Genomic DNA, 22,807 nt, shown 5'->3' on the forward strand with positions numbered 1-22,807 from the left:
GAGGACCCAGTGAGTATGATCTTCCAACAGAGTCCTCCGCCCAACCTTGCTCTTACAGTTCTCTGCCTAAAAGCTCGCCTTCCCTAATGGCATGTTCTACTTTGCGTGTTGCTACACAGTCACCGATTCTATGAAGTTCAGCAACTTTACCTTTCAGGGCGAAGTACAGATCCTCATTAGGCATATTCCGGGTAGCATAAATAACGGTGTCTACATTTTCAATAATAGTTTCATGTGGCGTAAAACCACCTGCCACAGTAACCCTACGACCAGACACTTCTTTAATTCCTGATGCCGGAGTGATTTTGACCTTGTTTTCACCAAAGACCGGGTACGCATTCAATAAGTCCACAAAGTCCAAATCTTTGCCAAAGAAGAATCCTGTGGTGATGACCTCAAGCTCGCATCCCTGCTCCAGAACATATAAGGCTGCGCCGGCCGACTGCCAATGGAGATCATCATCGAAAATTACTACCTTAGACCCTAGATTGGGTTTTTGGGACAGAAGCTCTTGGACATTATATACTTTTGTTTGATTATCAAAGGCAAAGGGTGCAGCGGTCGGTGTGGAACCCGTAGCAATTACAACAGCATCGGGTTTTTCTGCAAGGACCATGTCAGCAGTAACTTCCGTCTGCAGCTTAACGTCCACACCATACTTTTGGCTAACAATCGACAAATGGCGTACAATTTCCCCGAATTCGTTTCTGCTGGGGGGTATCATAGCAAGGTTAACCTGTCCGCCAAGCTGAGTTCCTTTTTCATAGAGAGTAACTTTATGTCCCCTTTTTGCAGCAACCTCAGCCACTTTCAGTCCGGCGGGACCACCACCAACCACCATAACGCGTTTTTTCTTATCAGGGACGGTAACCGTGCCTATTCCTAACTTTCCTTCTCTGCCGCCGGCTGGATTCTGGATGCATCTTATGGGCAGCCCCTCGAAGCACCTAGTTATACACCCCTGATTACAGGCTACACATTTGCGAATTTCATCTTCTTTACCGGCCTTAGCTTTATTAACCCATTCAGGCTCACAAAGCATTGGGCGCGCCATAGCGATTAGATCCGCCTGACCATCTGCCAGGATTTTCTCAGCCATCACCGGGTCATTTATGCGTCCAAAGGCAAATACCGGTATGTCCACTGCAGCCTTCATTTGAGCAATCATCCCTACAGCAAAACCCTGAGGATGAAACATAGTAGGAGCACAAAGGTTATAACTCAAATAGCTGGCATTACTTGGGCTAATATAATCAATCTTGCCAGTTGCAGCTAAGACTTTTGCAACATCGATAAAATAATCCAAGCCAAAACCATCAGCTAAAAACTCGTCTAAAACCAAACGGATACCCAACGGTATATCATTTCCAATGGCTGCGCGAACAGCCTCTATAGTCTCAAGGGCAAATCGAGTCCTGTTTTCAAAACTGCCGCCATATTCATCTGTTCTCTTATTATAGTAGCCCGACAAGAATTGGCGGATCAAACCGTCATGGGCCATTTTTAGCTCTACTCCGTCAAAACCAGCCTTCAGCATATTTAGCGCCGATTGAACGAACCCTTTTTGGACGGAACGAATATCTTCGATTTCCATTGCCTTCGGAACCATTCCCACCTTAGTAATATGATCGGGAATATTTGATGGAGCCCACAACAGTAAAGGGTGCCATTGTACGACTTGTGCTCCTCCAAAGGTTAACTGTCCGAATATCTTAGCGCCGTGTTCATGCACCATGTCCACAGTCTTGCGATAAAGAGGAATGTTTTCCTCGTCATAGGCACTGACTTCTACATTTATCAAATGTCCCATCGGATGGGAACAATTGCATCCATGAATTATCAAACCAGCGCCGCCCTTGGCCCTTTCGGCATAATAATTGTGCGAATATTCCGATTCAAGACCCGCTCTAGTGCCATACATGGTAAGATGGGGTAAAAATACAACCCTGTTACGCAATTCGACTTTACCCAATTTGATTGGTGAAAATAAATATTGATAATCAGACATTGATCAGCCATCTCCTTCTTTTTCTTTTTCAAATTCTGTTTACCAGCGCAGGAACTAAAAACCAGTAGCTGGCGGCACGATAAGACCATCCCAAATGTCCGTCCCCCCGGGCATATGAAAAATGCCAAGGAAGTTTGTAATCAAATTTTTCAATATTTTCTGAATTTTAAGATTGTGCTTGTTTCCTCATTTTGTCATCAATCAACTCCCTTGAACTAATTCTATTTCCCATCGGCTATTTTATCTTTTGGTTAAGCCGTAAGAACCGAAGTAAACTGCATATATTAACATGACTAAAACCATCAAATCAACCCAAGTCAACGGATCCCCTCCGAAGCCTTTAATAATTTCGGCTTCGTGCAGCACGTTAACCGCAAACCACCGGGTATAGACGTAAAACGAAACCAGTCCTAAGCCATAGGTAATCACTATTCTGGATACCTTGCGACCAATGGTGTCTATGGGTTGATTGTCAAACACTATTGACCAGATTAGTATCCAAAAAACGATACAAACTCCTAATTGCGCAGGCCACATGGTAATCCCGGCTCCAATTGTTTTCTGAGCCTCAACAGGAATCAGAAAACCTTTCAGCAAGGCTAAGAACAGGAAATATATGCCCGTGCCGATAATAAAGTTTCCAAACAAGGACACAAGCGCGGTTTTTCCTCTTGAACCCATCTGGTTCCACGGCCAGTTATCCAAAGCATTGGCTATCGTGAGCCATGAGAGAATAACGGAATAGAACCAACCAACCGCTGTAACTAGCGGTAAAATAACTTTTCCACTCGCGGACCAACTGGCTACGTTCGGATATATTAACACCAGATAACCGATAAACGTCAGGAAAAATCCCACGAAAAACTCAATGATCCCGACCATCGGTTGCTTGAGGCCCAAATCTACCCAAGGCCAGTGGCCCATGCTTGTGGGTAAGATTCCGAAACAGTAGAAACCTAAGAGAACAATCATGCCTGTAGCAGTCCAACCTGCTCCGCTCGGATTAAAGGCAGGCTCAAATGCCCCGACACCCAACACGAGTATACCCACTGTTAAAAAAGCCAAAACTGTACTGACTAAAAATGTAACTAGCCCCATCAGAGGTTGTCTAAACCGGTTAAAAGGCCAAAACTCCAACATGAATACTAAGAACACAACCTCCATAATAAACCAGAACAGGACGGCACCAAAGGGTTGTGGGTATAGTTTCCATACCCCTTGCTTTGGATCCGCAAACAAATTCCAAACAATGAAGCTTACTAAAAAAATAATTGCCAAATGTGCGAGTGCAAAGGAGACCGACCTGAGGGATAAGCCAAATGGTTTATTGTTGTTAATAACCTCCTTGCCCCTAGTCTTACTGGTTGAAGCGTCCAAATCCAACACCTCCGGTACAAATTACCTGTCTCTCCCAGTTCACATTAATGGTTAGCCAAACATATCTCTACACTCGTCTCCATTCCGGCTGGATTCAACCATTCCGTTAACAGAACAGGCTGTATTTAATGAATTGCAATTTTCGTGCCAATATCATTATTTGGCTTTTCCCCTTGTTTCCAGTTCCCAACTTTGCTTTCACCACAACTTGTCTCATCCCAACAATGTTCCAAACCGGAACAGCGCTTTTTCCCCACTACAAATAAACAGGATTTTTTGGCCGTTTAGCTGAATATTCTGACCATTCAGAAAGAAAAAATCTGGCGTGTTCTAAAGTGGAACACGTTCCATTTAAGAGCACGCCAGGATTCCTACCGGTATATTCTACTTCAAGAGATTTTCTCGTTCTAAGAAGTCTAATACACTACGAGAAATCTCTTTTACATTCCCTTTTAGTACATTATTCTTTTTCGAACTCACTCCCCCTGACTTCATAAATTTCATCTTGTCCTGAAAGGACAAGTTCTGTTCGGGAACTATAGTCTTCTTTGTCCGCGGCCGTTTAGGACCAACATCGACTAATTCAACTAGGCTTTCCGAGCTGATTGCTTGACAATCTACACCCACTTTCTCAAGCAGCGATTCGTCCAAAAACCGTTTGACTCGCGTGTGAACGGAAATATACCGGGGTGTGTGGATCTCTCTCTCTACCGCCAGCACTGCCGGCAGGTTACATTCCACCACCTGCCTAGCCCCTCTTTTTAGCTTCCTGCTTGCCTGTACGATATTGTTTGACTGAAGCACCTCCAGTTCAATTACGCCTGTGATTTGAGGCACGTCTAGTAAATGAGCAAGGATTGCAGCCATTTGAAAACCGTTCCAATCAACACTAGTATTACCGCATAACACTAAATCAAAAGTTTCTCTTTTTATCTTTTTACTGAGTTCGTTCGCAACTGCATATGCATCTAACTGGATATCTTCACTTTCGAGGTGAAAGGCCTTATCCGCCCCCATTTTTAGACAGATCTCCAAGATCTCCCGAACATAGGAAGGCCCAAAAGATATGACGATTACCTCAACATTGTCTAACTGTCGTTTTAGCACTAGCGCCTGTTCCAGCGCGCACCGGTCAGGGCGGTTTATGGTCTTTAACTGCCCGCCTCCGCCCTTGACGACTGCAATATTTGTTATTCCTGGAACCGCCTTCGCTTCCAGTAGTTTAACACATTTAACACAGACAAATATTCTCACTATAAACCCTACTTTCAGCTTATTTCCAACAATTCACTGATATCCTTAACCTTAATTTTGCTGCCACGAAATGAGCAGGCAGTGTCCAACATAATTTTGCAATAGGGACAAGCGGTTGCGATAACGTCCGGCTGCTTCTCTTCGGCCTGAGCAAATCGGCGATAGTTAATCCTTTCACCCATTTCAGACTCCAGCCACAATTGGCCACCCCCGCCGCCACAACAAAAAGCCTGGTCACGGTTTTCCTCAAATTCCATTAGGGTAAGTTTAAGGTTGGGAGCGGACTCAATTAGTTGCCGAGGATTAGAGAATTCCTTGTTGTGCCTTCCCAGATAACACGGATCGTGATAGATTACTGATTGTTCCCAGGGTTCTTTCAAACTCAGCCTCTTATCCTCGATTAATTTCATGATGAATTGACTGTGATGAACCACATTGATTTCCAGACCCAATTGCGCATATTCGTTCTTGAAGACGTGATAGCAATGAGGGCAATGCGTAAGGATAGTCTTGTTCGAGAACTTGGCTAAAGTTTGATGGTTCTGTATGGCCAAATCTTGAAATAAAGCTTCTTCCCCCATTCGCCGTACGGGATCACCACAGCAGATTTCTGAGTCGGCCAAGGTTTTGTATTTTACTCCAGCTTTGGTTAGGATTCTCATTGTTGCTTCTGCAATTTCCTGAATTCTATTGTCATAACCTACACCACAGCCCAACCAATAAATTACCTCAGTTTGTTCATCGTCAACGTCTGAAAGTTTGAATTTATCCAGCCATTCATAACGTTTCGCGGGTTCATATTCCCAAGGATTCCCCAGAGACTGAATGCCCTCTAATGCCTTGGCGGCTAGCGCTGGAACAAATCCCCTGCTTGTCAAGGCAATACGCAAGTTTATGATCTGGTTAAGCGGACTGTTGCTGACCGGACAATGCTCAACACAACTGCCGCAGGCAGTACAACTCCAAACAGCCTCACTGGCAATCACTCCATTTCCATCCTCAAGCAAATTATTTCCTGATTTAACTGCGGTTTTCAGTCCCTGCAGTATAGTTCTCGGAGACAGGGCCTTCCCCGTAAGAAATGCTGGGCAATTTTCTTCACATCTGCGGCAGTTGGTACAGGCATTGGCTTCCAACGCGTCTCTCCAGCCGAGATCTTTTGGGTGATACGCGCCTATATCTTGCCGATTTTCCAAATTTCTCACGGGTGGGAAGGGAGCTAATGTTTGTTCCGTTTCAGGGCTTAGCAATATATTGGCTGGCGAAGCCAACATATGAAACAGTTTGGTATAGGGGATAATTGCGATCATGCCTAAAGCAAGAATCACATGGATGCCCCAAATAACTAAGTGTGCATCTAGCAATTGCCCGGGACCAACATGCGCAGCCCGTATTGCCACGGCAATTAAGTACCCCATAACAGACCAGCTTTCCTGCCACGGTAATCCCATTGCGGCAATGCGGAGACCTTCCGCTAGAAAACCTGTCAAGCCTACACCAATCAATAAAGACAGTACCCTAACAGATTCAAGTTTAGTCTCATCCTCTTCCGAACCGTACCTCACCCGTCTATATAAAGCCATGCAAGTACCTGCCAAAAATATGATACCAACAACATCTGCGTAAAACGCGAATATCAGATACCTCCAATTATCCAACAGCTTATGCGTTATATAGATGTCAGCCGCAGCAATGGTGGTTGCTATCAACAACCCACTAAACCCAAGAAAAATTAAGAAATGGATAATTCCCTCCGGCTTTTTGCGTCTTATCTTTTGGTGACCCATGATGTAGACCAAGAACTTTGCGAATAATCGAGACCACTGCCAAACTGAGCTCCCCCTACACCTTTGCCACTTTAGAATTTGGCGAAATATTCCTATAACGAGAGATATAATGGAAACTGCAGCCCCTAGGTAAAAAATCTGGTGTGCCCATAGAGGTATGTGCCAAAATTCTTCATATGCCACTTGCACTGAGAACACTCCCTTCACTGATCTCCTTTTTTCTTTTTCTCAGCTCCAACTCGGCAGCCAAAACAGGCAATAAATCAGCACTATCAGCCTCTATTTGTAAGTCTGCCAATTTCATCATAGGAGCGAAAGGGTCCTTATTAACAGCAATGATTTTTCCCGATTCTTTCATCCCGCCGACATGTTGACTGGCTCCGGATATTCCTATGGACATATACAATTTAGGCCGTACAGTCTTTCCCGTTTGCCCCACAAGACGTTCACGGGGTATGTTGCCGGCATCCATGGCCATACGGCTCCCCCCCAAGGTTGCGCCTAAAGCATCTGCTAACTTCTGCATCTGCTGCCACTGGTCCGAGCCACTGACTCCATGACCTCCGGCTAAGATTATTTCTGCTTCTTCCAGGTCTATGGTCCGCGGATCCCCTTTTAGGTATCGAACAACCTTGGTTCGCACCTGGGACAGATTAATCATCACTTTTGGGTGTTCAACACTTATTTGTTTGATCTGACCGGGTCTGCCCAGTCCAATTGAATTCTCCCTTACTGTAATAATTTGGGGGTTACCCTTGGTAACAAAAGTTGCCTGAGCACGTCCACCATAAATTTGTTTGATCATCTTCAGCCTACCCTGTGCGTCCAACTTAAAATCTGTACAGTCACAAACCAGCCCCACTCTTAAAAATGCAGCTACTCTTGCGGCCAAATCGCTTCCATCTGGTGTTGCACCAAGCAAAATAATCGAGGGCTGCCGACTTTGAACCAGTTCCACCATAGCCTGGCCATAGGCGTCAGTAGTATATTGTTCAAGCTCAGGCAAGTCAAGCAAAAGCGCTCCGTCCGCGCCATACTGACTGATTTTCCCAACAACGTTATCGTTGATTTTGTGTCCGAATACTACTGCATACATCTTTGAACCTAAGGTATTGGCAATTTTCACACCTTCCTCTAAAAGTTCCATCGAAACAAACTCAATCTCACCCAAATTTGTTGTTTCAACATAAACCCATACTTCAGCCATGGCTTGTTCAACTCCTTATTGTCAATTAGGGATCTTCCCTAAACTTCTAATTCTATGCAATTACGATGCCAAATCTCTCTTAATAGCAGAGCCCCAAAAAAAAGGGGGTGAATGTTATCACCCAGCTTTTACTTAAGAACTCGTTAAAGAACGAATTTGGTATTTATCCAGTTTTCGATACAGAGTATTCCGTCCAATACCCAAGATTTTTGCTGCTCTTGATATTTCTCCACCTGCCTCCTGCAGCGCATTACAAATCGTTACAACCTCGTTAGTCTTAAGGCTTAGGTTCTTATTTATAGAGATATTTGCCGGGAACTTTTTGATATCTTCAGGCAGATGCTTGGGTTGTAATATACCTGCCTTTGCCATATAAATAGCTTGTTCCAGAATGTTTTGCAGTTCACGAATGTTTCCAGGCCAGTGGTAGTCGGAAATTACCCTGAGGGCTTTTTCGTCTATTCCCATTATTTTTGTTCCTGCCGTACAATTAATCTTATCTATAAAGTGTTTGACTAAGAGATCCAGATCATCTTTTCTTTCACGTAATGCTGGAATTTGTATTTGGAAAACTTTTAATCTGTAATAGAGATCTGCCCTGAAATTATTCTTGGTTATTTCTAGTTTTAGATTCTTATTAGTTGCTGCAATAATCCGAACATCCACCGAAATTACCTTGTTATCACCTAAACGGGTTAACTGTTTGTTTTCCAAAATCCTTAACAAGCTAACTTGCAAATCTATTGGCATATCACCAATTTCGTCTAAAAATAAAGTTCCCTCATCCGCCATTTCAAACTTTCCGGGTTTACCATCGCTTCTAGCACCCGTAAAAGCTCCCTTAGAATAGCCAAACAATTCACTAGCCATTAGTTCGCGTGGAATAGCCGCGCAGTTTATAGCAACAAATGGACCTTCTTTTCTCATACTGGCATTGTGAATTGATTGGGCAAAAAGTTCTTTCCCTACCCCGCTCTCCCCCTGTAATACCACACTCGACGAAGTCCTGGCTGCTGTTTTAGCTAACGAAATTGCATTGTTAAATTCTAAGGAACTTCCTATCAAATCACTAAATATAAAAGATGCCGTGGCTCCAGCCATCCTGTTTACTAACTTTTTCACGCTTTTTATCGCCCTTAATATCCCGACAACTCCGATTACCATTGAGTCTGGCCCATAAATCGGTTTGGCTGTTAGCGTGTAATAAAACCTCCCGTGATTAGCTTCGTAATAAACTTCTTCATCTTCTACCGCCTTGCCAGTTATAATGACCTTTGTCAAGATTTCAAGGCAATTCTGCGGCACTATGTTGTCAGCGGTTCTATCTCCTTTGAAACCTAACAACTCCTTGGCGATTTCATTGGCCATGGTTACGTTTCCAACGGTATCAATGCATATCAGACCCTCTGACATGGAGTCAAGGATCGTGTTTAAATACTTATTACTGGAGGCCAGCTTGTTGGAAGTCAATCTTTCAGCTAGATTCTTCTCAATAGCCAAGGTAGCTGCAACTACCATCCCTAATGTATGGCGGTTGGTATAACGGAAATTACCGGACATACTCAGGGCACCAATAGGCATCCCTTCTGAATTATGGATAGGGGCAGTGGAACAAGTCCAGTCATGAAGGTCCTTTTTAACATGTTCAGCAGCTACCACCTGAATGGGCTCTCCTGATTCCAAGCAGATAGTGAGTGCGCTGTTACCATAGGCGCGATTGCTCCAGTCCCCCCCTGGGACGACATTAATAAACTTCCCTTGATCCATAATTTCCGCATCACCGATGACATGTAGCATTGTGGCATTCTCATCAGTCAACAACACTACAAATCCCGACCCTTTTACCACATCAAAAAGGATCTGCATAAACGGTCTTGCACAAGCTATCAGTTCCTTCTTTTCCTCTAGCTTGAGTCTAAGCTCATCTCCTTCTAAAACGGAGCCCTCTGTAATGCTGGAAAAAGGGTCGGCATTTAGCTCCCTTGCCTTTTTCCATGATTCGAGTATCACTGGCCGGATACTCTTGGGTGTAATGCCTTGTTCGAAGTACTCCTGCCAAGCTTTAAATAATTCTTGATATTCGTTGGCCGAACTCAGACTAAAATATTGCATTAAAAATCTAGCACCTCCGTCAGAAAGTATTGCATAATTTTTAATTATCATTTTATTCTTAAAATTCACAATAATCAATAGTTTGACAATATATGCTTTTCTTTTGCTATGTACCCTTTTTGTGGCTTAGTAACATATCCTTGCATTAAATTAATTCGCCCCTGTCGAGAGGTCTTGGCTATATGTTTATCCTATGGTTCATGGTTCCTCATTTTGTGTATACATCCAATAAGCTTTCTCCGGCTTGTGAAACCTGACCACCACATAAGGGGTAGTCCTTATCCACATTTTGACATATTGGTTTGCGCCTAGATCATTTCGGTACCATAGAATAGGTTGTTATTGCACCTGGGTATTATGGTGGAACCATCCATTTAATGTTCTTTGACAACTTCACATAGCTAAGATAAGCAAAAGGAGAAGCTTCCCTTTCCCCAAAAAAGCAATAGGAAAAAAGCCGGTATTCCAAGTCATTTTTTAAACCCGGCGTAGGGGGTATTCTTTTTAAGCCTAGTGTTAAGCTTTTGAACTCCTTAATTTCCTAAGGCCAAACACCCTGGCCTTAGTTTGTTGTGCCTTTCTGTCGATAAACGTATCCCTGGCCTCGAAGAGGCCGTTTTCAATTTCCTTAACCGAACTCGACTCCACGCGGTTAAACAGCGCCATGGTGCTCCTCCTTTTTGTCCCGCAAGTCTATTATTCTTTCTGCGGCATTGATGCACAGGACAAACAAGCCGGTAGTGTTTAAATGCAGGCATGCTTATTCAGGAAACTGGTGCTCATGCTGTAAAAGTGGATGGGGCTGATGAAGTGCTCTTCCACATCGTGGCACTTGTAAAAGCCGGTATCCCTGTTGTATCCCATCTAGGGCTGACTCCGCAATCAGTGGGAGTCCTTGGCGGATATAAAGTTCAGGGAAAAGATGCTGAAGAGGCTAAGAAGTTAGTCGAGGATGCCAAACGTTGTCAAGAGGCTGGAGCATTTGCGTTTAGATTAAAAACTCTTTACGGAGGTAGGGAATAACCCACACTTCATATAACCAACATGAAAAAAAGCTAGTAGAATATACGAGCAAAATAGGGCCAAAATCCAATATTGTCCAACAAAGGTAAAAGGCTGATTCTCTATGATGAAATCGGCTTTTTTATTTTCATTCCATGATATTACCAAGGTGATGAAGTATAAGAAGATTGCGATAAGCTATTAGTCAGTCTCAAATAGAAAAAATTTTAAATGCGGTGTTCATAGCTCATTAAATTAAGAAGAATAAGTTTCTTATAGACTTCAGCCAAAATTTTACCCGCGGTTTTGGGAGCGACAAGACCTGGAAGTCCAGGAGCAAGCAAAGCTTTAATCCCAAGCATATCCGCATATTCAAAGTCTGTTCCTCCTGGGATCGATGCCAAATCAATAATCACCGCATCTCGTGAAACTCGATCAAGAATCGGCCGATCCAGGATTAGCGTCGGAACCGTATTGAAAATAATTTCGGCTCGTCTAATTTCCTCCTCTAAATCCTCAAAATGAACTGCCCTAAGACCCATTTCCACTGCACGAGCCAAAACATCGGGTCTTCGTGCTACCCCAGTGACAGATGCTCCCATGCCCTTCAGCATTCGGGCAATACTCCAACCCGTTCGACCTAACCCCAGTACAAAGCTTTCACTTTGATGGATTGTAATAGGAGTTTCCTTTATTGCCATATGAATGGCACCTTCCGCTGAAGGGATTGAGTTTAGAATGGCTATCTCATCCAGTTTCGCTGTTTCGATAAGGCGGATACCCATTTTTTTCGCCGCAGACTTCAAGGCCGGTCGTGCCCAACCGATAAATATGGGTACATGCTGAGGAATGACCTGAAGTACCTCCTTATTTAAGGTGATGGACGAATCTGAATACTTGGCCTTCACCCCCCCTCTATCGTCGGTGCCAAACATCGGAAAAAGCAAGGCATCCACTTCAGCGACAATATCCTGAATGTTTGATTTACGTACCATTCCGGGGATTGGAGGTGCTTTTTCGAAGCCAACTCCGACTATGGATGCTCCTTGTTTTTGTAGCTCAGAAATAAGATAAAGTTCCCGGTCATCCCCACCTACTACACCGAGCCGAATGCCATTTAGAACTGTAGTCATGTATCTTTTTCCCCTCCTTGCAAATTTTATATGTGAACCTTAACCTTTCGGTTATCGATGATCTGTCGTTTGGCTGTTCCATTGGAACCCTCGAATTGTTGATTGTCTATATTTACAACGACTTTCAATCTATCTTTTACTACTTCATTCCTCACGGCCAGTATTTTTTGCAATGCGTGGTGAACAACATCCTCATCTATATTATTGAAGTCTGCTTTCATTATGTTTACGTATAGATAATCTTTTCCGTTTCTTTCATCGATTTCACATTGATAATTCAAGACATTCTCTATAGAAAATAGGACTTCATCTAATTCAGCAACTGAAATATCGAATTTTCCTAATCTCTTCTTTCCCGATACTCTTCCTTTTACAACCTCCATACTCCGTAATACTGACCCACATGGGCAAGTTCCGGAAATAAAACGACTTACATCTCCGGTACGGTATCGTATTAGCGGCATTCCGCTCCGGGTAAGTGTCGTAAATACAACCTCTCCCAGCTCACCCTCCGGAAGTACCTCCCCTGTTTCTGGATTAATAATTTCGAAGTACAAATCCACTTCCCTTAAATGATAGCCTAAGCGAGCACTGCATTGCACACCGCCGCCAAGCCCCATTTCCGTCATACCATAATGATTAAAGACCTTACAGTCCCATTTTTCTTCTATCGCTCGGGAAATTGAATTTGGTACGTGATCTGTTGATAGTAACACGCTTTTTATTTTCCCTTGTAGTAAGTCACCATTTTTATGACGAGCCATACTTAATACCTGGGTCGGAATACCAACGATAGAATTGGCTTGATACGTGACTGCAGCTTGTATCGCTTCATTTGTATTGGAAACAGGGCCATACGGAATCGGATAAGCATTCATTCTTTCCAGAGCAATTCGAAGCAAATCCCCTACACTTCCTGGTGATTCCCAAGGTAAAAGAATTAACACTCGGTCCGTCGGGCCCACCAGATTGCGCATACCATAGTCAAAAAAATCGATGGTTAATTCTTGATCCTCTTTTGTAAAAAAAATCCGTTTAGGCACACCCGTTGTTCCTGAGGATTGCAGGCTGACAATTCGTTCAATGTGATTTGGCGATATACAAACAAAATTAAGAGGATTTTCTTTAATGTCTTGCGGAAATGTATAAGGCAATTTGGAAAACTCATCAAAACTAACAATTTTATTAGGATCAACCGCTGCTAAGCTTTTTAGGTAATAATTACTTTTTTCTTTAGCCAAAGTTATGGTATTTCGTAGTTGAATTAACTGATAATGCTCAATGGCATCTCTTCTTAAGGTTCCCGATTGCACGCCGGTTTTTCTGCTTATCCAGTCATCTAAAGGTGTCTTGATCACGAAATTCCCTCCGTAATACGGTTACTCCTCATGATCATCACAGTTGCAAGTGAGATGATCATGTTGGTGTGCCAGCCCTTCTCCTCCTTTGTATTCGCGAATTATATCCAGCTGATAATTTTCCATGAGGTTGAGAGCATCCTTTACACTATAATGAGCTCCATAATATCGTGTAACCTGTGCTTGAGTTATTGGTTCAAAATCAGCTTGCTCAATGCTGCCGCAGATAAGTGCCTCACAACCCCTTTCGATGATTTTCCGGGTTATCTTAAGCTCCGAACCTTCTCTACAACCCGCATTCTTGTAAACCTCAAAACTCAAGTCATCCGTTTCTACAACCAATAAAAATGAGCTGTTCTCATATTCTTCAGCGACCAGACTTTTTAAAGAATCCCCATTTGTAGCAATAGCTATTTTCATGATACTGCACCCTCCCTAACATCTATTTTATGTAGATTATTTAAATCCTTTGGACTTGAATTATCTCTCCCAAATATCAAAAAACTTTTTACACTGTAAATTTCAAGACGATATTTTTCAGCCTTTCTGATATTTCATTTGTTCCAATTCCAATGTTTACCACTTCAGTAGACTTTTGCGTAACAGAAGACACTTTCATGGCAATATTATCAGTCCCTTGCGCCGATTCGCTGGTTGCCATTGTTATTTCATTTATTGCTTGCACCAATTCTTGTATTGATAAATCCAACTGATTCGCTGTGGTGCTAAAATCGGTTACCAAACCCTCCACATAATCAGCATCCTTATGATACTGCTCACCCGTTTCAACCATAAAATTGTAATCCTTTATCACCGTTGTATCAAGAAACTCCAGAACTTTTTCCGAGTTCTCTGTTAGGTTCTCTACGGATGCCACAACAAGTTTAGTCACATTTTGAATTTCATTGACAGCATTTTTTGAGTCCTCGGCAAGTTTCCTTATCTCATCCGCTACTACAGCAAAGCCTCTTCCTGCTTCTCCGGCTCTCGCTGCCTCAATTGCCGCATTTAGTGCCAGAAGATTAGTTTGCGATGTAATCTGTAAAATGGAGTCTGTCAACATGTTGATTTGTTCTACTGCTTTTGCTTGCTCAATCGCCGCTTTCATGTTGATATTCACATTATGACTGACATCACTTGCCACCTTTTGCGAATATACAGCACTTTCCTTCAGGTTCTGCGCCCGTTTATTGATTTCATTTGAAGCTAAAGCGCCCTTTTGTGCCTGCTTAGCAATGGCATCTACTGACTTTTCCAATTCAGAAGCTTGTGCACTCATTTCTTGTGCGGAAGCTGCTGATTCTTCCATAGCGGCTGAAATTTCTTGAGTGGTTGCCGAGACATCTTCTATTTCTATATTCAGATCTTTCATGCTTGCATTTACAGTATAAACGGAATCCTCCAGATTATTTGCTTCATTTGTGATTGTTTGGACTATGCCTCGGAAGGATTTTTGCAGTTCACTTACAGACCTCATCAAATCGCCGGTCTCGTCTTTAAGATTCAAAAATTTGTGGGAAATATCCTTTGAAAGATCTCCTCCGGCAATTATGTTCAACTGCTCTGCTGCGATTTTTACCGGCTTTGAAATCCTTTTGGCCAAGAATAGAAGAACAAAAGCAGCTATTATTAAACCGATTACAGTAACGAATATGATACCAGTTCTAAGATTATTGATTTTTGATAGGTATTCATTTTCAGGCATAGTGGTTATGACGTACATATCCTGATTTTTACATTTGGCATAGGATGCAATATTTTTGATTCCTGAAATAGTGAAATATCCCGTACCTGCATCTTTGCTCTTCATTTGATTGTAAAAATCACTCACATCGCCTGTTTCAGCAGATAGATTAAGTTTTAAAACTAAATCTTTGTCTTTTGCAGCAATAACAAGACCTTTTGAATCAATCACTATTGTTGACAAATTTTGTTGCCCATTTCCGTAAACGACAAGTTCAGTCAATTTATCCAGTAATATCGGGGAACAAAAGGCTGCAAGGACTTTTCCGTCCCGGTTTACTACAGGCACTGAAAGCATTACAATAGGTTTTTTGTTTACAGGTGATATTTCAGGATTTCCCACAACAATTTTATTCTTCATCACCTCATCGTACCAGCGCCTATTATGCTCGTCTAATACATAGCCTATAGACGCTTTACTTGACCCATCAATAACGACTGTCCCATTATAAACGAAGAAATAATTCTCATAGAGACCGTTTGATTCCTTGAACTTGTCATCTGTAAACTTGGTTAATAGTTCGTAAGTGGCGTTGTTTTGATTACCCATTGCCAGTTCGTTAAAATAATCGATAACCCATGGTTGATCCGCTTCTGCTTTTGCTGTCCGCGTCAGTTGGTCAAAGGAAGATTCAACCTGGTTAATTTTTTCCTGAGTTATGGAGTTCATCGAATTCCTTACTTCATTTTCCAGAGTGATTGTTGAATAGTAGCTTGAGTAAGCCACAACCGCAATCATTGGTACTGCCATACATAACAAGGATACCAGCAAAATTTTCCCAAATAGGCTGTTAGTAATACCTTTAAATTTAGACATTATAATTCCATGCCTCCTCTTAGTTTTCCGTGGTGAAAAACTTTGTCTCCTTTACAATTTTTGCAATTGCATGCCTTAAAACCAACCATAATTTTTAAATATGAGGCACTATTTTAAATAATTAGTAACTATGCAGGTCGCCTAAGAGCTCAGTAATTTAAAACTGTAATCTGGGCGGCTTTTCATTTAGAATGGAATTATGATGGAAGTAATGATTCAGGGGCGACTACTCACTGAAAAACATATCGAATGAATCCGAGAACTGATGGATAGTAACCCAGATTGGCATCGGACCCGATTATCTCAGGAAATTTGTATCGTCTGGAACTGGGTAGTTGCTAATGGCCAATTCAAGGATATGGCTTGTCGCACGATGATGCTCAAGCTAGAACGTCGTGGTTACCTGCAACTTCCAGAACGCAGAACTGCCGGACGAAACAATGCATTTATTGGCCACATACCCATCGGGCATTCCACCACTATCATTGAATGTGTACTGCAGGATCTAACTCCACTTACCATTGAGGTCGTTCAGAGTTCAGAAACGTTGAGGTTATTCAATCATTTACTGGCAAAGTACCATTACCTCGGATTCTGTAGTACGGTCGGTGAAAATATAAAATATATTGTCTACGATTGCGACCGTCGCCCACTGGCCTGTTTACTCTTTGGTTCAGCCGCTTGGAAGGTGGCTGGTCGTGATCATGAGATTGGTTGGGACTCTAAAATGCGTCAGGATCACCTGCATCCTTTCCAGACTCATGCGAAGCAGATCCCCGACACTTCCCGGAATCTCCCAGGGTAAAAGGATTAAAACTCTGTCCATGGACCCAACAAGATTGCGCATCCCATAGTCAAAATAATCAATGGTTAATTCCTGATCCTCTTTGGTAATAAATCAAATTACTTCCCGAAAGAACAGTTTGGATAGACACACGTTTTACATTCCAGGCATAGTCCGCCATGCCCATATTTCACAATATCCTTCCGCATTAAACGTTCCCCGGCAAGTATTCGTGTTACAACAAGGTCAAATACCGTTGTTCGCGCATACATAACACATCCTGGCAAACCCATGATCGGTATGTCCCCCAGGTACGCGAGCAAGAACATTGCCCCCGGCAATACCGGCGCTCCATACGTAACGATTTCCGCCCCACTTTCTTTAATGGCTGTAGGAGTAACATCGTCGGGGTCAACAGACATCCCACCGGTAACGAGAATCATCTCCGCACCGTTAGCAATATGTTCGTTGATCTGGGCTTTGATCATTTCTATATTATCATTAGCATAACTCTGACCGATGACGACGGAACCCCATTCCGTAACCTTCGAATGCAGAACCGGTCCAAATTTATCTTGGATTCGACCGTTATAGACCTCACTTCCGGTAATCACGATTCCAACCTTTTTGGGTTGCAGGGGACGAACTTGTAAAATAGGTTCCGTAAAATCACTCGCTACGTCCTCCGCACTTAAAATAATCAGTTCATTTATCATAAGCGGAACGACGCGTGCGCCTGCAATTTTTTGTCCCTTTTTTACAGGGGTATGGTTGTGCAGGGTTGCAAGGACAATATGTTCTAGTGAATTCAAAGCGAGGATTCCGTCTTCTGAAGCATAAAGCAGGCCGTCTTCTACAGTGATAAGATTGACTTTGCCTTCTTTAGGTTCGCTTAGGCTAATCCCTGGGCCGGCTACAGACTTGCCCAATCGTATAGCTGCCTCATCTTCATGAATCAGCCCCGAAACCTGATCCCAAACAAAAAGATGTTCTTTCCCCATACTGAGTAGAACCGGTATATCTTCTTTCTTGATAATATGCCCTTTACGAAAACGAGCATCTTTTACTTTACCCGGAATAATTTGGGTCATATCATGTATCAATACTGAATCCAGAGCGTCTTCAACACGAATTTTCTGCATCCTATAACTCCTCCACTTTCTTGTCCTGATCATGTACCGGATTCTCAAAGTAGGTTTTTAACTGGAATCTCTTCTTGTCATATAGCAATATGTTAAGACAACCGTAACTTTGCTTTAACTTGAAAAGATGGTTCAATGGTAAGCCGAGAGCATAACACAAGATGACTCGGTTAATCCCCGCATGACCAACCACGAGAATATTCTTTGTGTTGGACAGAATCATACTCTCAAATGGCGGAATGACTCGCTGATAGCAATCGGAAAAGCTTTCTCCACAAGGCGGACGATAATTCGCGATATCTTCACCACGCTGTTTGTATTCTAGGGGATACTCATTTCGGATATCGGTGAACAGCTTTCCCTCCCAGTCTCCCATGTTGACTTCCTTTAAATAAGACTGAACGATCGGACTAATAGGCTGGACTGTAGTAATAATATCAGCCGTTTCACGCGATCTCATTAGAGGACTACAATAGCTACGCTCGAAAGAGATCGAGCTCAAATATTCCTTGAGAAAATGAGCTTGCTCCCGGCCCGCTTCACTTAGTGCAAGATCCGTTACTCCAATATATCGCTTTTCGTGTCCCAGCCCAATATCGCCATGCCTAACAAGATAGATCTGTTTCATTTCATTTTCATTGAGGAACATCTATTTTTAGGTAATTTATTTAAATCTTTTTGAACTTGAATAATCTCTCCCAAAATGCAAAGAGCAATTTCTTCTGGTGTTTCAGCTCCGATTTTTAGGCCGATGGGTGAATAGATGCTTTGCAATCGCTCAGAGGGAAATCCTTCCTCAAGCAATTCAGCCAAGAGTGCTTTCACTCGGCGACGACTGCCAATCATCCCGATATACCCTGCAGGGCGATAGATTACTTTTTTCAGGCATTCTTTATCATAACGATGCCCTCTTGTAACGATTACAACGTAGGTCTGCGGTCCTATTTCAATCTCATCGAGAGCTTGTTCAAAATTATTACAAATAACTCTGTCAGCAGTTCCGAACCGTCCGTGATTGGCAAAAGATGGCCGGTCATCCACAACGATTACATCATAACCAAGAATTTTAGCTATACTGACTAAAGGCAGCGCAATATGTCCTCCACCCAAAATCAATAGTTGAATTTCAGAAATTTGAGGTTCCACTAACAGTTGAAAAGCGATCTTTTCTTCGGCTTTTTCGCAAGGAATAAACGAAGCGTCCAGATTAATCATCGCAAAACGACCGTTGTTACCATTCGCTTGAATATAATTATGGGCAGCCCGGTTTAAATCCGAAGAACCCAGATCACCAAAGAATTTTCCGTCTTTTTGAATGATCATCTTTCTGCCAATGTGATTCTGGAGTGACTCCGTCACCGTAACCATTATAGGACAATCGCCGCGATCCAATGAATCCAGGTAATTCTCCAATTGAACTAACTGTTCCGGGGTACTTTCAAGACCTATATATTCTATAAATAATTCCATGATGCCCCCGCAAACCATACCTTCATCTTCGGCAATATCCGCTGTCATGTTTAAATGATATTTATCCACTGTATGAGTGTTCATTACCATAAGAGCTTTCCGCTTGGCTTCCGCCTCACCGCATCCACCACCGATAGACCCGACTGTCCTTCCATCGGCAAAAATTAACATTTGTGCTCCCGGTTTACGAGGAACTGAGCCTAATACTTTCGTGATGGTGACTAATGCTGCCTCACATTTTTCTTCCAAGACAATTCGCAGACCTTCTTTGATGTCCTTATCCATTGGCATCTCTCCTAAGTTCGAGGTTACTAAGATTTTGTAGTGATTTTTGTAACATATATTCAATTTGAGTCTGAATCATTTGTGCGTTCTTAAAGCGTTGCCGAATATTCTCCTGAGCTTGTGATTCACCCTCAAATCGCTTCAGAACCGCCTTAAACCGGTCTTGAAGCAAGATAATCCGATTGTTTTTTACCAGTTTATCTGCCAAATACACAATTTCTTTCTCAGTGATGGCTTGGGTAGCGTCTAAAAATATATCCATATGAGAGGCAATGATCTCTGCTATCTCCGGATAATTGGCCATAATTTCAGCGCCTGCACGAGCATGATCTTCTTTTCCTTTTGCGATATCATGCAATATGGCCGAGGTGTTTAACAATTCCAGGTTCAGAACGTAACCGGCTTCGCATAATTGCTTGCCCAACCAGCAACTTAACCCTGCAACCTGTTTACAGTGCTCGATAACCTTGACAGGGGTATTATTCATTTTTAACAATTTATAACATTCTTCTTCTGTCGGAAGCGGAACGCTAGCCATATATGTCAGCATCTTTCGGTAATCCTCCGGGGTATCCATATCCATCAAAACACCCCGGTCCTCTAACTCGACATTTACAGCGTCAACCTCGTAATATTCCAGTAGATTTTTAAGCCCGCCCTTTCCGTTCCAATCTAAAATTTCATTTGCATAACGGCAAGAAATAAGTGGGGGATGCCCTCTTTTCCCGTGAAAAGCTGGATAGACAATCCCGAATTTGCCAGTGCTAAAGGTCTGATAGAGTTCAGATAGCGTATTTTGCTGAATAATCGGATTATCGACTGGCAAAAGAAAGAACCCATCGATATCTTGGCTTAAACTCTTGACACCTGCCTTCACCGAAGAAAACATTCCTTCCGCGTAATTGTCATTAATTACACTCTGAACCTTTAGTCCCTCCAGTACCGGAAGCAGTTCGTTTGCCCTATGCCCAAGCACAACTCGTATATCTTGGATAGCGGCTTCTTGGAAGGCGTGAACCGCTTTTTCTACAACGCGAACTGAACCAAGCGGCAATAGGGGTTTGAAACTTTTCATCCGAAACGAATAGCCTGCGGCCAAAATGACAGCTGCTACATAAGGTCTCTCCAAATCCTTCTCTCTATCTGCCATTGTTATATAACACCTCCAGAAGTCGGATCGGTATCAACAGAACTTGCACTACCTCCCCTTCCTGTAGATTGAGTTCCCGTTGCGGTCCGTAAGATTATACGCACAGAACGGAATCAGTTTACCTTCTGGACTCACGACATGAATGCAACAGTTTTGTAAACGTTCTAAGTCCAAATTCCAAGCATCTTGAAATGCCATCCCGGTAATTGAAAAACCGTCTCTTTTGATCTGTCTGAGCACGTCCTCCCAGGGATCACCACAACAACACGAGTCGCCCGTTTGACCGATACCATCCCATTGCCTGGCGACATACGTTCGGGTTTTTTGGACCAAGTCCTCGGCAAGTTCTGGTCCACAGCAACTCTTACTCTCTAATACCTTCAATGAACCGTTAGGTTGTCGCATGAAATTGCTGCTGAAAGAGCAGCGTCCATTGTTTGGCTGTATTTCTGAGGCCTTAATTAATCCGTGGGTTTGATCTTCAATCGCCTGAACAACTTCAGGCAGGGTTATCCTGTCCTGTTCCCGGGGTTCCTGAGGAATTCTTCCGAAATAACTGACCGGCTGAAAATGGACGCCTCTTACACCAGGATGGTACTCCAGTGCAAACTGAATAATGGCTCCGATTTGTTGAGTATTGATTCCAGGCACTAAGGTGGGAACCAGAACAACTCCAATCCCATGCTTTGAGCAATTTTCGATGGCCTTAATTTTTTCTTTAAGCAATTTGCGACCTCTTAACACTTCATATACATGCTCTTCCGTACCGTCGAACTGTAAAAACACGGAGTTAAGTCCTGCCTCCTGTAACTGCTGCAAAAATGACATATCGGTTGCCAACCTCAAACCATTGGTATTGATCTGAATGAAATTGAAACCGATCGATTTTCCTAAAGCCACTATTTTGGGCAAATCATCCCTTATCGTTGGTTCACCGCCAGATAACTGAATAGTGGCCGGACCACTGGCTTGCATCACTTTATCGTACCATTCAGCGATAACGTCCAGGGAGGGGTCAGGAATGCTAACTCCCGCATCGGCAAAGCAAAAACGGCAATTCAGATTGCAACGTTGGGTTACTTCCAAGAGAGCAGTGCAAGTCGGCTTCCAATGGTCGGCACACAAACCACAATCATAGGGGCATCCCCTTTCAACCTCTGTGAAAACAACTCTAGGCTTACTGGGGGTGGTCGGTCTAATCCAGGATTCCCAAGTAGGGCTCCCGCGCCACAATACGGTGCGGAATTCTCCGTGTTCGGGACATTGCTTTATCATATATACCTTATTTCCAAGAGCAACTCTTTGCGCAGGAATCCGCTGAAGGCACTCAGGACATACACTACGGGTTTCCGAAATAAACCTTTCGTTCAAGGCCTTGCTCCTTTCTCTCTAACTAACCTAATACAAAACTCCGTAAACCTAAGCATTTATCTTTTTTCTATTGACTTGTTAACGCGAGATTTTTTCCGCAATCAATTGAAAGTAACCGACCTTTGCCTTCTTTAGTACTACCTGAACGGCTGAAGGATCGGATGTACACCCTCCTGATTTTATCCAAAATTCGTTTACCGAACCATGAGTCATGATTAGATCCACCATGAGTTGAACCAAAAGCTGTGAATGATCCTGCCAATGTACAATTTGTAAACCGTTACTGCTAAGTCCCTTACGGATCTGTTCCTCAGTTATTGTGTTTCTCAGGCAGGAATTAAGATTAAGCTCATGAAGCTCATTCAAGCCGACTGAATTGCGGGCATAAACATCATGGACAATCAATCGACCGGTAGGTTTGAGTACTCGATTAATTTCTTGAAAGGCTTGGTTCACATCTGTCATTAATGACAAACTGCATTCGCATGAAATTCCGTCCATCGAGTTATTTGAAAAAGGCAGATCCTCTCCTTTTCCCTTACTCAGAGACAAATCCGGATATTTATTTAGGCCAATATTCAGTAAAGTTTCTGAAGGATCGATACCAAAAGCCTTTAATTGGTATAGTGATACCAATCTATCTACTGTAGCCCCATAACCGCAACCGACATCAAGAACGTGGTCCCCAGGAAGAAAAACACATTTCTCAATGGCTAGATCGGTTAAAAAGAAGCCTCCGGGTCTTAATGTATCGCCGGTCGTCTGCCGCAGCACTCCATTTTCATAGCTGTTACCTGTTTCCATACT

Annotated in this window: 18 protein-coding genes and 2 pseudogenes; 2 read left to right on the forward strand and 18 right to left on the reverse strand. The window is 42.9% G+C overall.

The features are described from left to right. Window positions 1-52 precede the first annotated feature (52 nt). The 7 genes from E4K67_RS07675 to E4K67_RS29680 form a co-directional block, all read right to left on the reverse strand. The gene (locus E4K67_RS07675; RefSeq protein WP_135545801.1) at window positions 53-2,008 is read right to left on the reverse strand and encodes an oxidoreductase; all 1,956 of its coding nucleotides are present in this window, start codon (window positions 2,006-2,008) and stop codon (window positions 53-55) included. A 240-nt stretch (window positions 2,009-2,248) separates the two neighbouring features. Beyond that, the gene (locus tag E4K67_RS07680) at window positions 2,249-3,394 is read right to left on the reverse strand and encodes a hypothetical protein (RefSeq protein ID WP_243454362.1); all 1,146 of its coding nucleotides are present in this window, start codon (window positions 3,392-3,394) and stop codon (window positions 2,249-2,251) included. A 375-nt stretch (window positions 3,395-3,769) separates the two neighbouring features. Beyond that, entirely contained in the window at window positions 3,770-4,639 is an 870-nt protein-coding gene (locus tag E4K67_RS07685; protein ID WP_158408433.1) for an electron transfer flavoprotein subunit beta/FixA family protein, read from the reverse strand. A gap of 14 nt (window positions 4,640-4,653) precedes the next feature. Next, the gene (locus E4K67_RS07690) at window positions 4,654-6,615 is read right to left on the reverse strand and encodes a heterodisulfide reductase-related iron-sulfur binding cluster (RefSeq protein ID WP_135545803.1); all 1,962 of its coding nucleotides are present in this window, start codon (window positions 6,613-6,615) and stop codon (window positions 4,654-4,656) included. After that, window positions 6,599-7,633 carry an electron transfer flavoprotein subunit alpha/FixB family protein gene (locus E4K67_RS07695; protein WP_135545804.1) on the reverse strand — a complete coding sequence of 345 codons (1,035 nt, stop codon included), beginning with the start codon at window positions 7,631-7,633 and terminating at the stop codon, window positions 6,599-6,601. The genes E4K67_RS07690 and E4K67_RS07695 overlap by 17 nt, the downstream gene beginning before the upstream one ends. A gap of 132 nt (window positions 7,634-7,765) precedes the next feature. Next, window positions 7,766-9,745 (reverse strand): sigma-54-dependent Fis family transcriptional regulator, encoded by a 1,980-nt coding sequence (locus tag E4K67_RS07700; protein ID WP_206752182.1) that lies wholly within the window; start codon window positions 9,743-9,745, stop codon window positions 7,766-7,768. 516 nt (window positions 9,746-10,261) lie between these two features. Continuing rightward, window positions 10,262-10,411 (reverse strand): hypothetical protein, encoded by a 150-nt coding sequence (locus E4K67_RS29680; RefSeq protein ID WP_158408434.1) that lies wholly within the window; start codon window positions 10,409-10,411, stop codon window positions 10,262-10,264. Window positions 10,412-10,489: 78 nt separating this feature from the next. Between E4K67_RS29680 and E4K67_RS07705 the strand changes: the two are divergent. Beyond that, window positions 10,490-10,744, forward strand: a pseudogene (locus E4K67_RS07705) (3-methyl-2-oxobutanoate hydroxymethyltransferase); the annotation flags it as partial. Between the two features lie 230 nt (window positions 10,745-10,974). Here E4K67_RS07705 and dpsA read toward each other — a convergent pair. The 4 genes from dpsA to E4K67_RS07725 all read right to left on the reverse strand — a co-directional run bounded on the left by dpsA (window position 10,975) and on the right by E4K67_RS07725 (window position 15,798). Continuing rightward, the gene (dpsA, locus tag E4K67_RS07710; protein WP_135545806.1) at window positions 10,975-11,880 is read right to left on the reverse strand and encodes a dipicolinate synthase subunit DpsA; all 906 of its coding nucleotides are present in this window, start codon (window positions 11,878-11,880) and stop codon (window positions 10,975-10,977) included. A 26-nt stretch (window positions 11,881-11,906) separates the two neighbouring features. Then, complete coding sequence (locus tag E4K67_RS07715) at window positions 11,907-13,238, reverse strand: DVU_1553 family AMP-dependent CoA ligase (RefSeq protein WP_135545807.1); 1,332 nt, start codon at window positions 13,236-13,238, stop codon at window positions 11,907-11,909. Window positions 13,239-13,259: 21 nt separating this feature from the next. Then, on the reverse strand, window positions 13,260-13,658 hold the full coding sequence (locus E4K67_RS07720) for a NifB/NifX family molybdenum-iron cluster-binding protein (RefSeq protein WP_135545808.1): 399 nt from the start codon (window positions 13,656-13,658) through the stop codon (window positions 13,260-13,262). Between the two features lie 88 nt (window positions 13,659-13,746). After that, entirely contained in the window at window positions 13,747-15,798 is a 2,052-nt protein-coding gene (locus E4K67_RS07725; RefSeq protein WP_135545809.1) for a methyl-accepting chemotaxis protein, read from the reverse strand. Window positions 15,799-16,174: 376 nt separating this feature from the next. On the opposite strand from E4K67_RS07725, the gene E4K67_RS07730 reads away from it, so the two are divergent. Next, the gene (locus E4K67_RS07730; RefSeq protein WP_243454386.1) at window positions 16,175-16,603 is read left to right on the forward strand and encodes a Druantia anti-phage system protein DruA; all 429 of its coding nucleotides are present in this window, start codon (window positions 16,175-16,177) and stop codon (window positions 16,601-16,603) included. Here the strand turns inward: E4K67_RS07730 and E4K67_RS30565 are convergent. The 7 genes and pseudogenes from E4K67_RS30565 to trsM form a co-directional block, all read right to left on the reverse strand. Further along, window positions 16,547-16,696 (reverse strand): annotated as a pseudogene (locus E4K67_RS30565) (DVU_1553 family AMP-dependent CoA ligase); the annotation flags it as partial. The gene E4K67_RS07730 and the pseudogene E4K67_RS30565 sit on opposite strands and share 57 nt — an antisense overlap. A 5-nt stretch (window positions 16,697-16,701) precedes the next feature. After that, window positions 16,702-17,724 carry a molybdopterin-binding protein gene (locus E4K67_RS07740; RefSeq protein WP_135545811.1) on the reverse strand — a complete coding sequence of 341 codons (1,023 nt, stop codon included), beginning with the start codon at window positions 17,722-17,724 and terminating at the stop codon, window positions 16,702-16,704. 1 nt (window position 17,725) lies between these two features. Beyond that, window positions 17,726-18,352 carry an alpha-ribazole phosphatase gene (cobC, locus tag E4K67_RS07745; RefSeq protein WP_135545812.1) on the reverse strand — a complete coding sequence of 209 codons (627 nt, stop codon included), beginning with the start codon at window positions 18,350-18,352 and terminating at the stop codon, window positions 17,726-17,728. Continuing rightward, window positions 18,349-19,479, reverse strand: a complete 1,131-nt coding sequence (locus tag E4K67_RS07750) for an XdhC family protein (protein WP_135545813.1) — start codon at window positions 19,477-19,479, stop codon at window positions 18,349-18,351. The genes cobC and E4K67_RS07750 overlap by 4 nt, the downstream gene beginning before the upstream one ends. Then, window positions 19,472-20,629 carry a DVU_1551 family NTP transferase gene (locus tag E4K67_RS07755; protein WP_135545814.1) on the reverse strand — a complete coding sequence of 386 codons (1,158 nt, stop codon included), beginning with the start codon at window positions 20,627-20,629 and terminating at the stop codon, window positions 19,472-19,474. The genes E4K67_RS07750 and E4K67_RS07755 overlap by 8 nt, the downstream gene beginning before the upstream one ends. Window positions 20,630-20,677: 48 nt before the next feature. Further along, on the reverse strand, window positions 20,678-22,000 hold the full coding sequence (gene trsS, locus E4K67_RS07760) for a radical SAM (seleno)protein TrsS (RefSeq protein WP_135545815.1): 1,323 nt from the start codon (window positions 21,998-22,000) through the stop codon (window positions 20,678-20,680). A 78-nt stretch (window positions 22,001-22,078) separates the two neighbouring features. Further along, the gene (gene trsM / locus E4K67_RS07765; protein WP_135545816.1) at window positions 22,079-22,804 is read right to left on the reverse strand and encodes a DVU_1556 family methyltransferase; all 726 of its coding nucleotides are present in this window, start codon (window positions 22,802-22,804) and stop codon (window positions 22,079-22,081) included. Window positions 22,805-22,807: the final 3 nt, after the last annotated feature.

This window comes from Desulfosporosinus fructosivorans, assembly GCF_004766045.1.
Lineage (GTDB): Bacteria > Bacillota > Desulfitobacteriia > Desulfitobacteriales > Desulfitobacteriaceae > Desulfosporosinus > Desulfosporosinus fructosivorans.

Bases quoted from the DNA above. Each gene is read 5' to 3' on its own strand.
- E4K67_RS07675 (WP_135545801.1), bottom strand. From the start codon at position 2,008: ATGTCTGATTATCAATATTTATTTTCACCAATCAAATTGGGTAAAGTC.
- E4K67_RS07695 (WP_135545804.1), bottom strand. From the start codon at position 7,633: ATGGCTGAAGTATGGGTTTATGTTGAAACAACAAATTTGGGTGAGATT.
- E4K67_RS07700 (WP_206752182.1), bottom strand. From the start codon at position 9,745: ATGCAATATTTTAGTCTGAGTTCGGCCAACGAATATCAAGAATTATTT.
- E4K67_RS29680 (WP_158408434.1), bottom strand. From the start codon at position 10,411: ATGGCGCTGTTTAACCGCGTGGAGTCGAGTTCGGTTAAGGAAATTGAA.
- dpsA (WP_135545806.1), bottom strand. From the start codon at position 11,880: ATGACTACAGTTCTAAATGGCATTCGGCTCGGTGTAGTAGGTGGGGAT.
- E4K67_RS07720 (WP_135545808.1), bottom strand. From the start codon at position 13,658: ATGAAAATAGCTATTGCTACAAATGGGGATTCTTTAAAAAGTCTGGTC.
- E4K67_RS07725 (WP_135545809.1), bottom strand. From the start codon at position 15,798: ATGTCTAAATTTAAAGGTATTACTAACAGCCTATTTGGGAAAATTTTG.
- E4K67_RS07730 (WP_243454386.1), top strand. From the start codon at position 16,175: ATGCTCAAGCTAGAACGTCGTGGTTACCTGCAACTTCCAGAACGCAGA.
- E4K67_RS07740 (WP_135545811.1), bottom strand. From the start codon at position 17,724: ATGCAGAAAATTCGTGTTGAAGACGCTCTGGATTCAGTATTGATACAT.
- cobC (WP_135545812.1), bottom strand. From the start codon at position 18,352: ATGAAACAGATCTATCTTGTTAGGCATGGCGATATTGGGCTGGGACAC.
- E4K67_RS07750 (WP_135545813.1), bottom strand. From the start codon at position 19,479: ATGGATAAGGACATCAAAGAAGGTCTGCGAATTGTCTTGGAAGAAAAA.
- E4K67_RS07755 (WP_135545814.1), bottom strand. From the start codon at position 20,629: ATGGCAGATAGAGAGAAGGATTTGGAGAGACCTTATGTAGCAGCTGTC.
- trsM (WP_135545816.1), bottom strand. From the start codon at position 22,804: ATGGAAACAGGTAACAGCTATGAAAATGGAGTGCTGCGGCAGACGACC.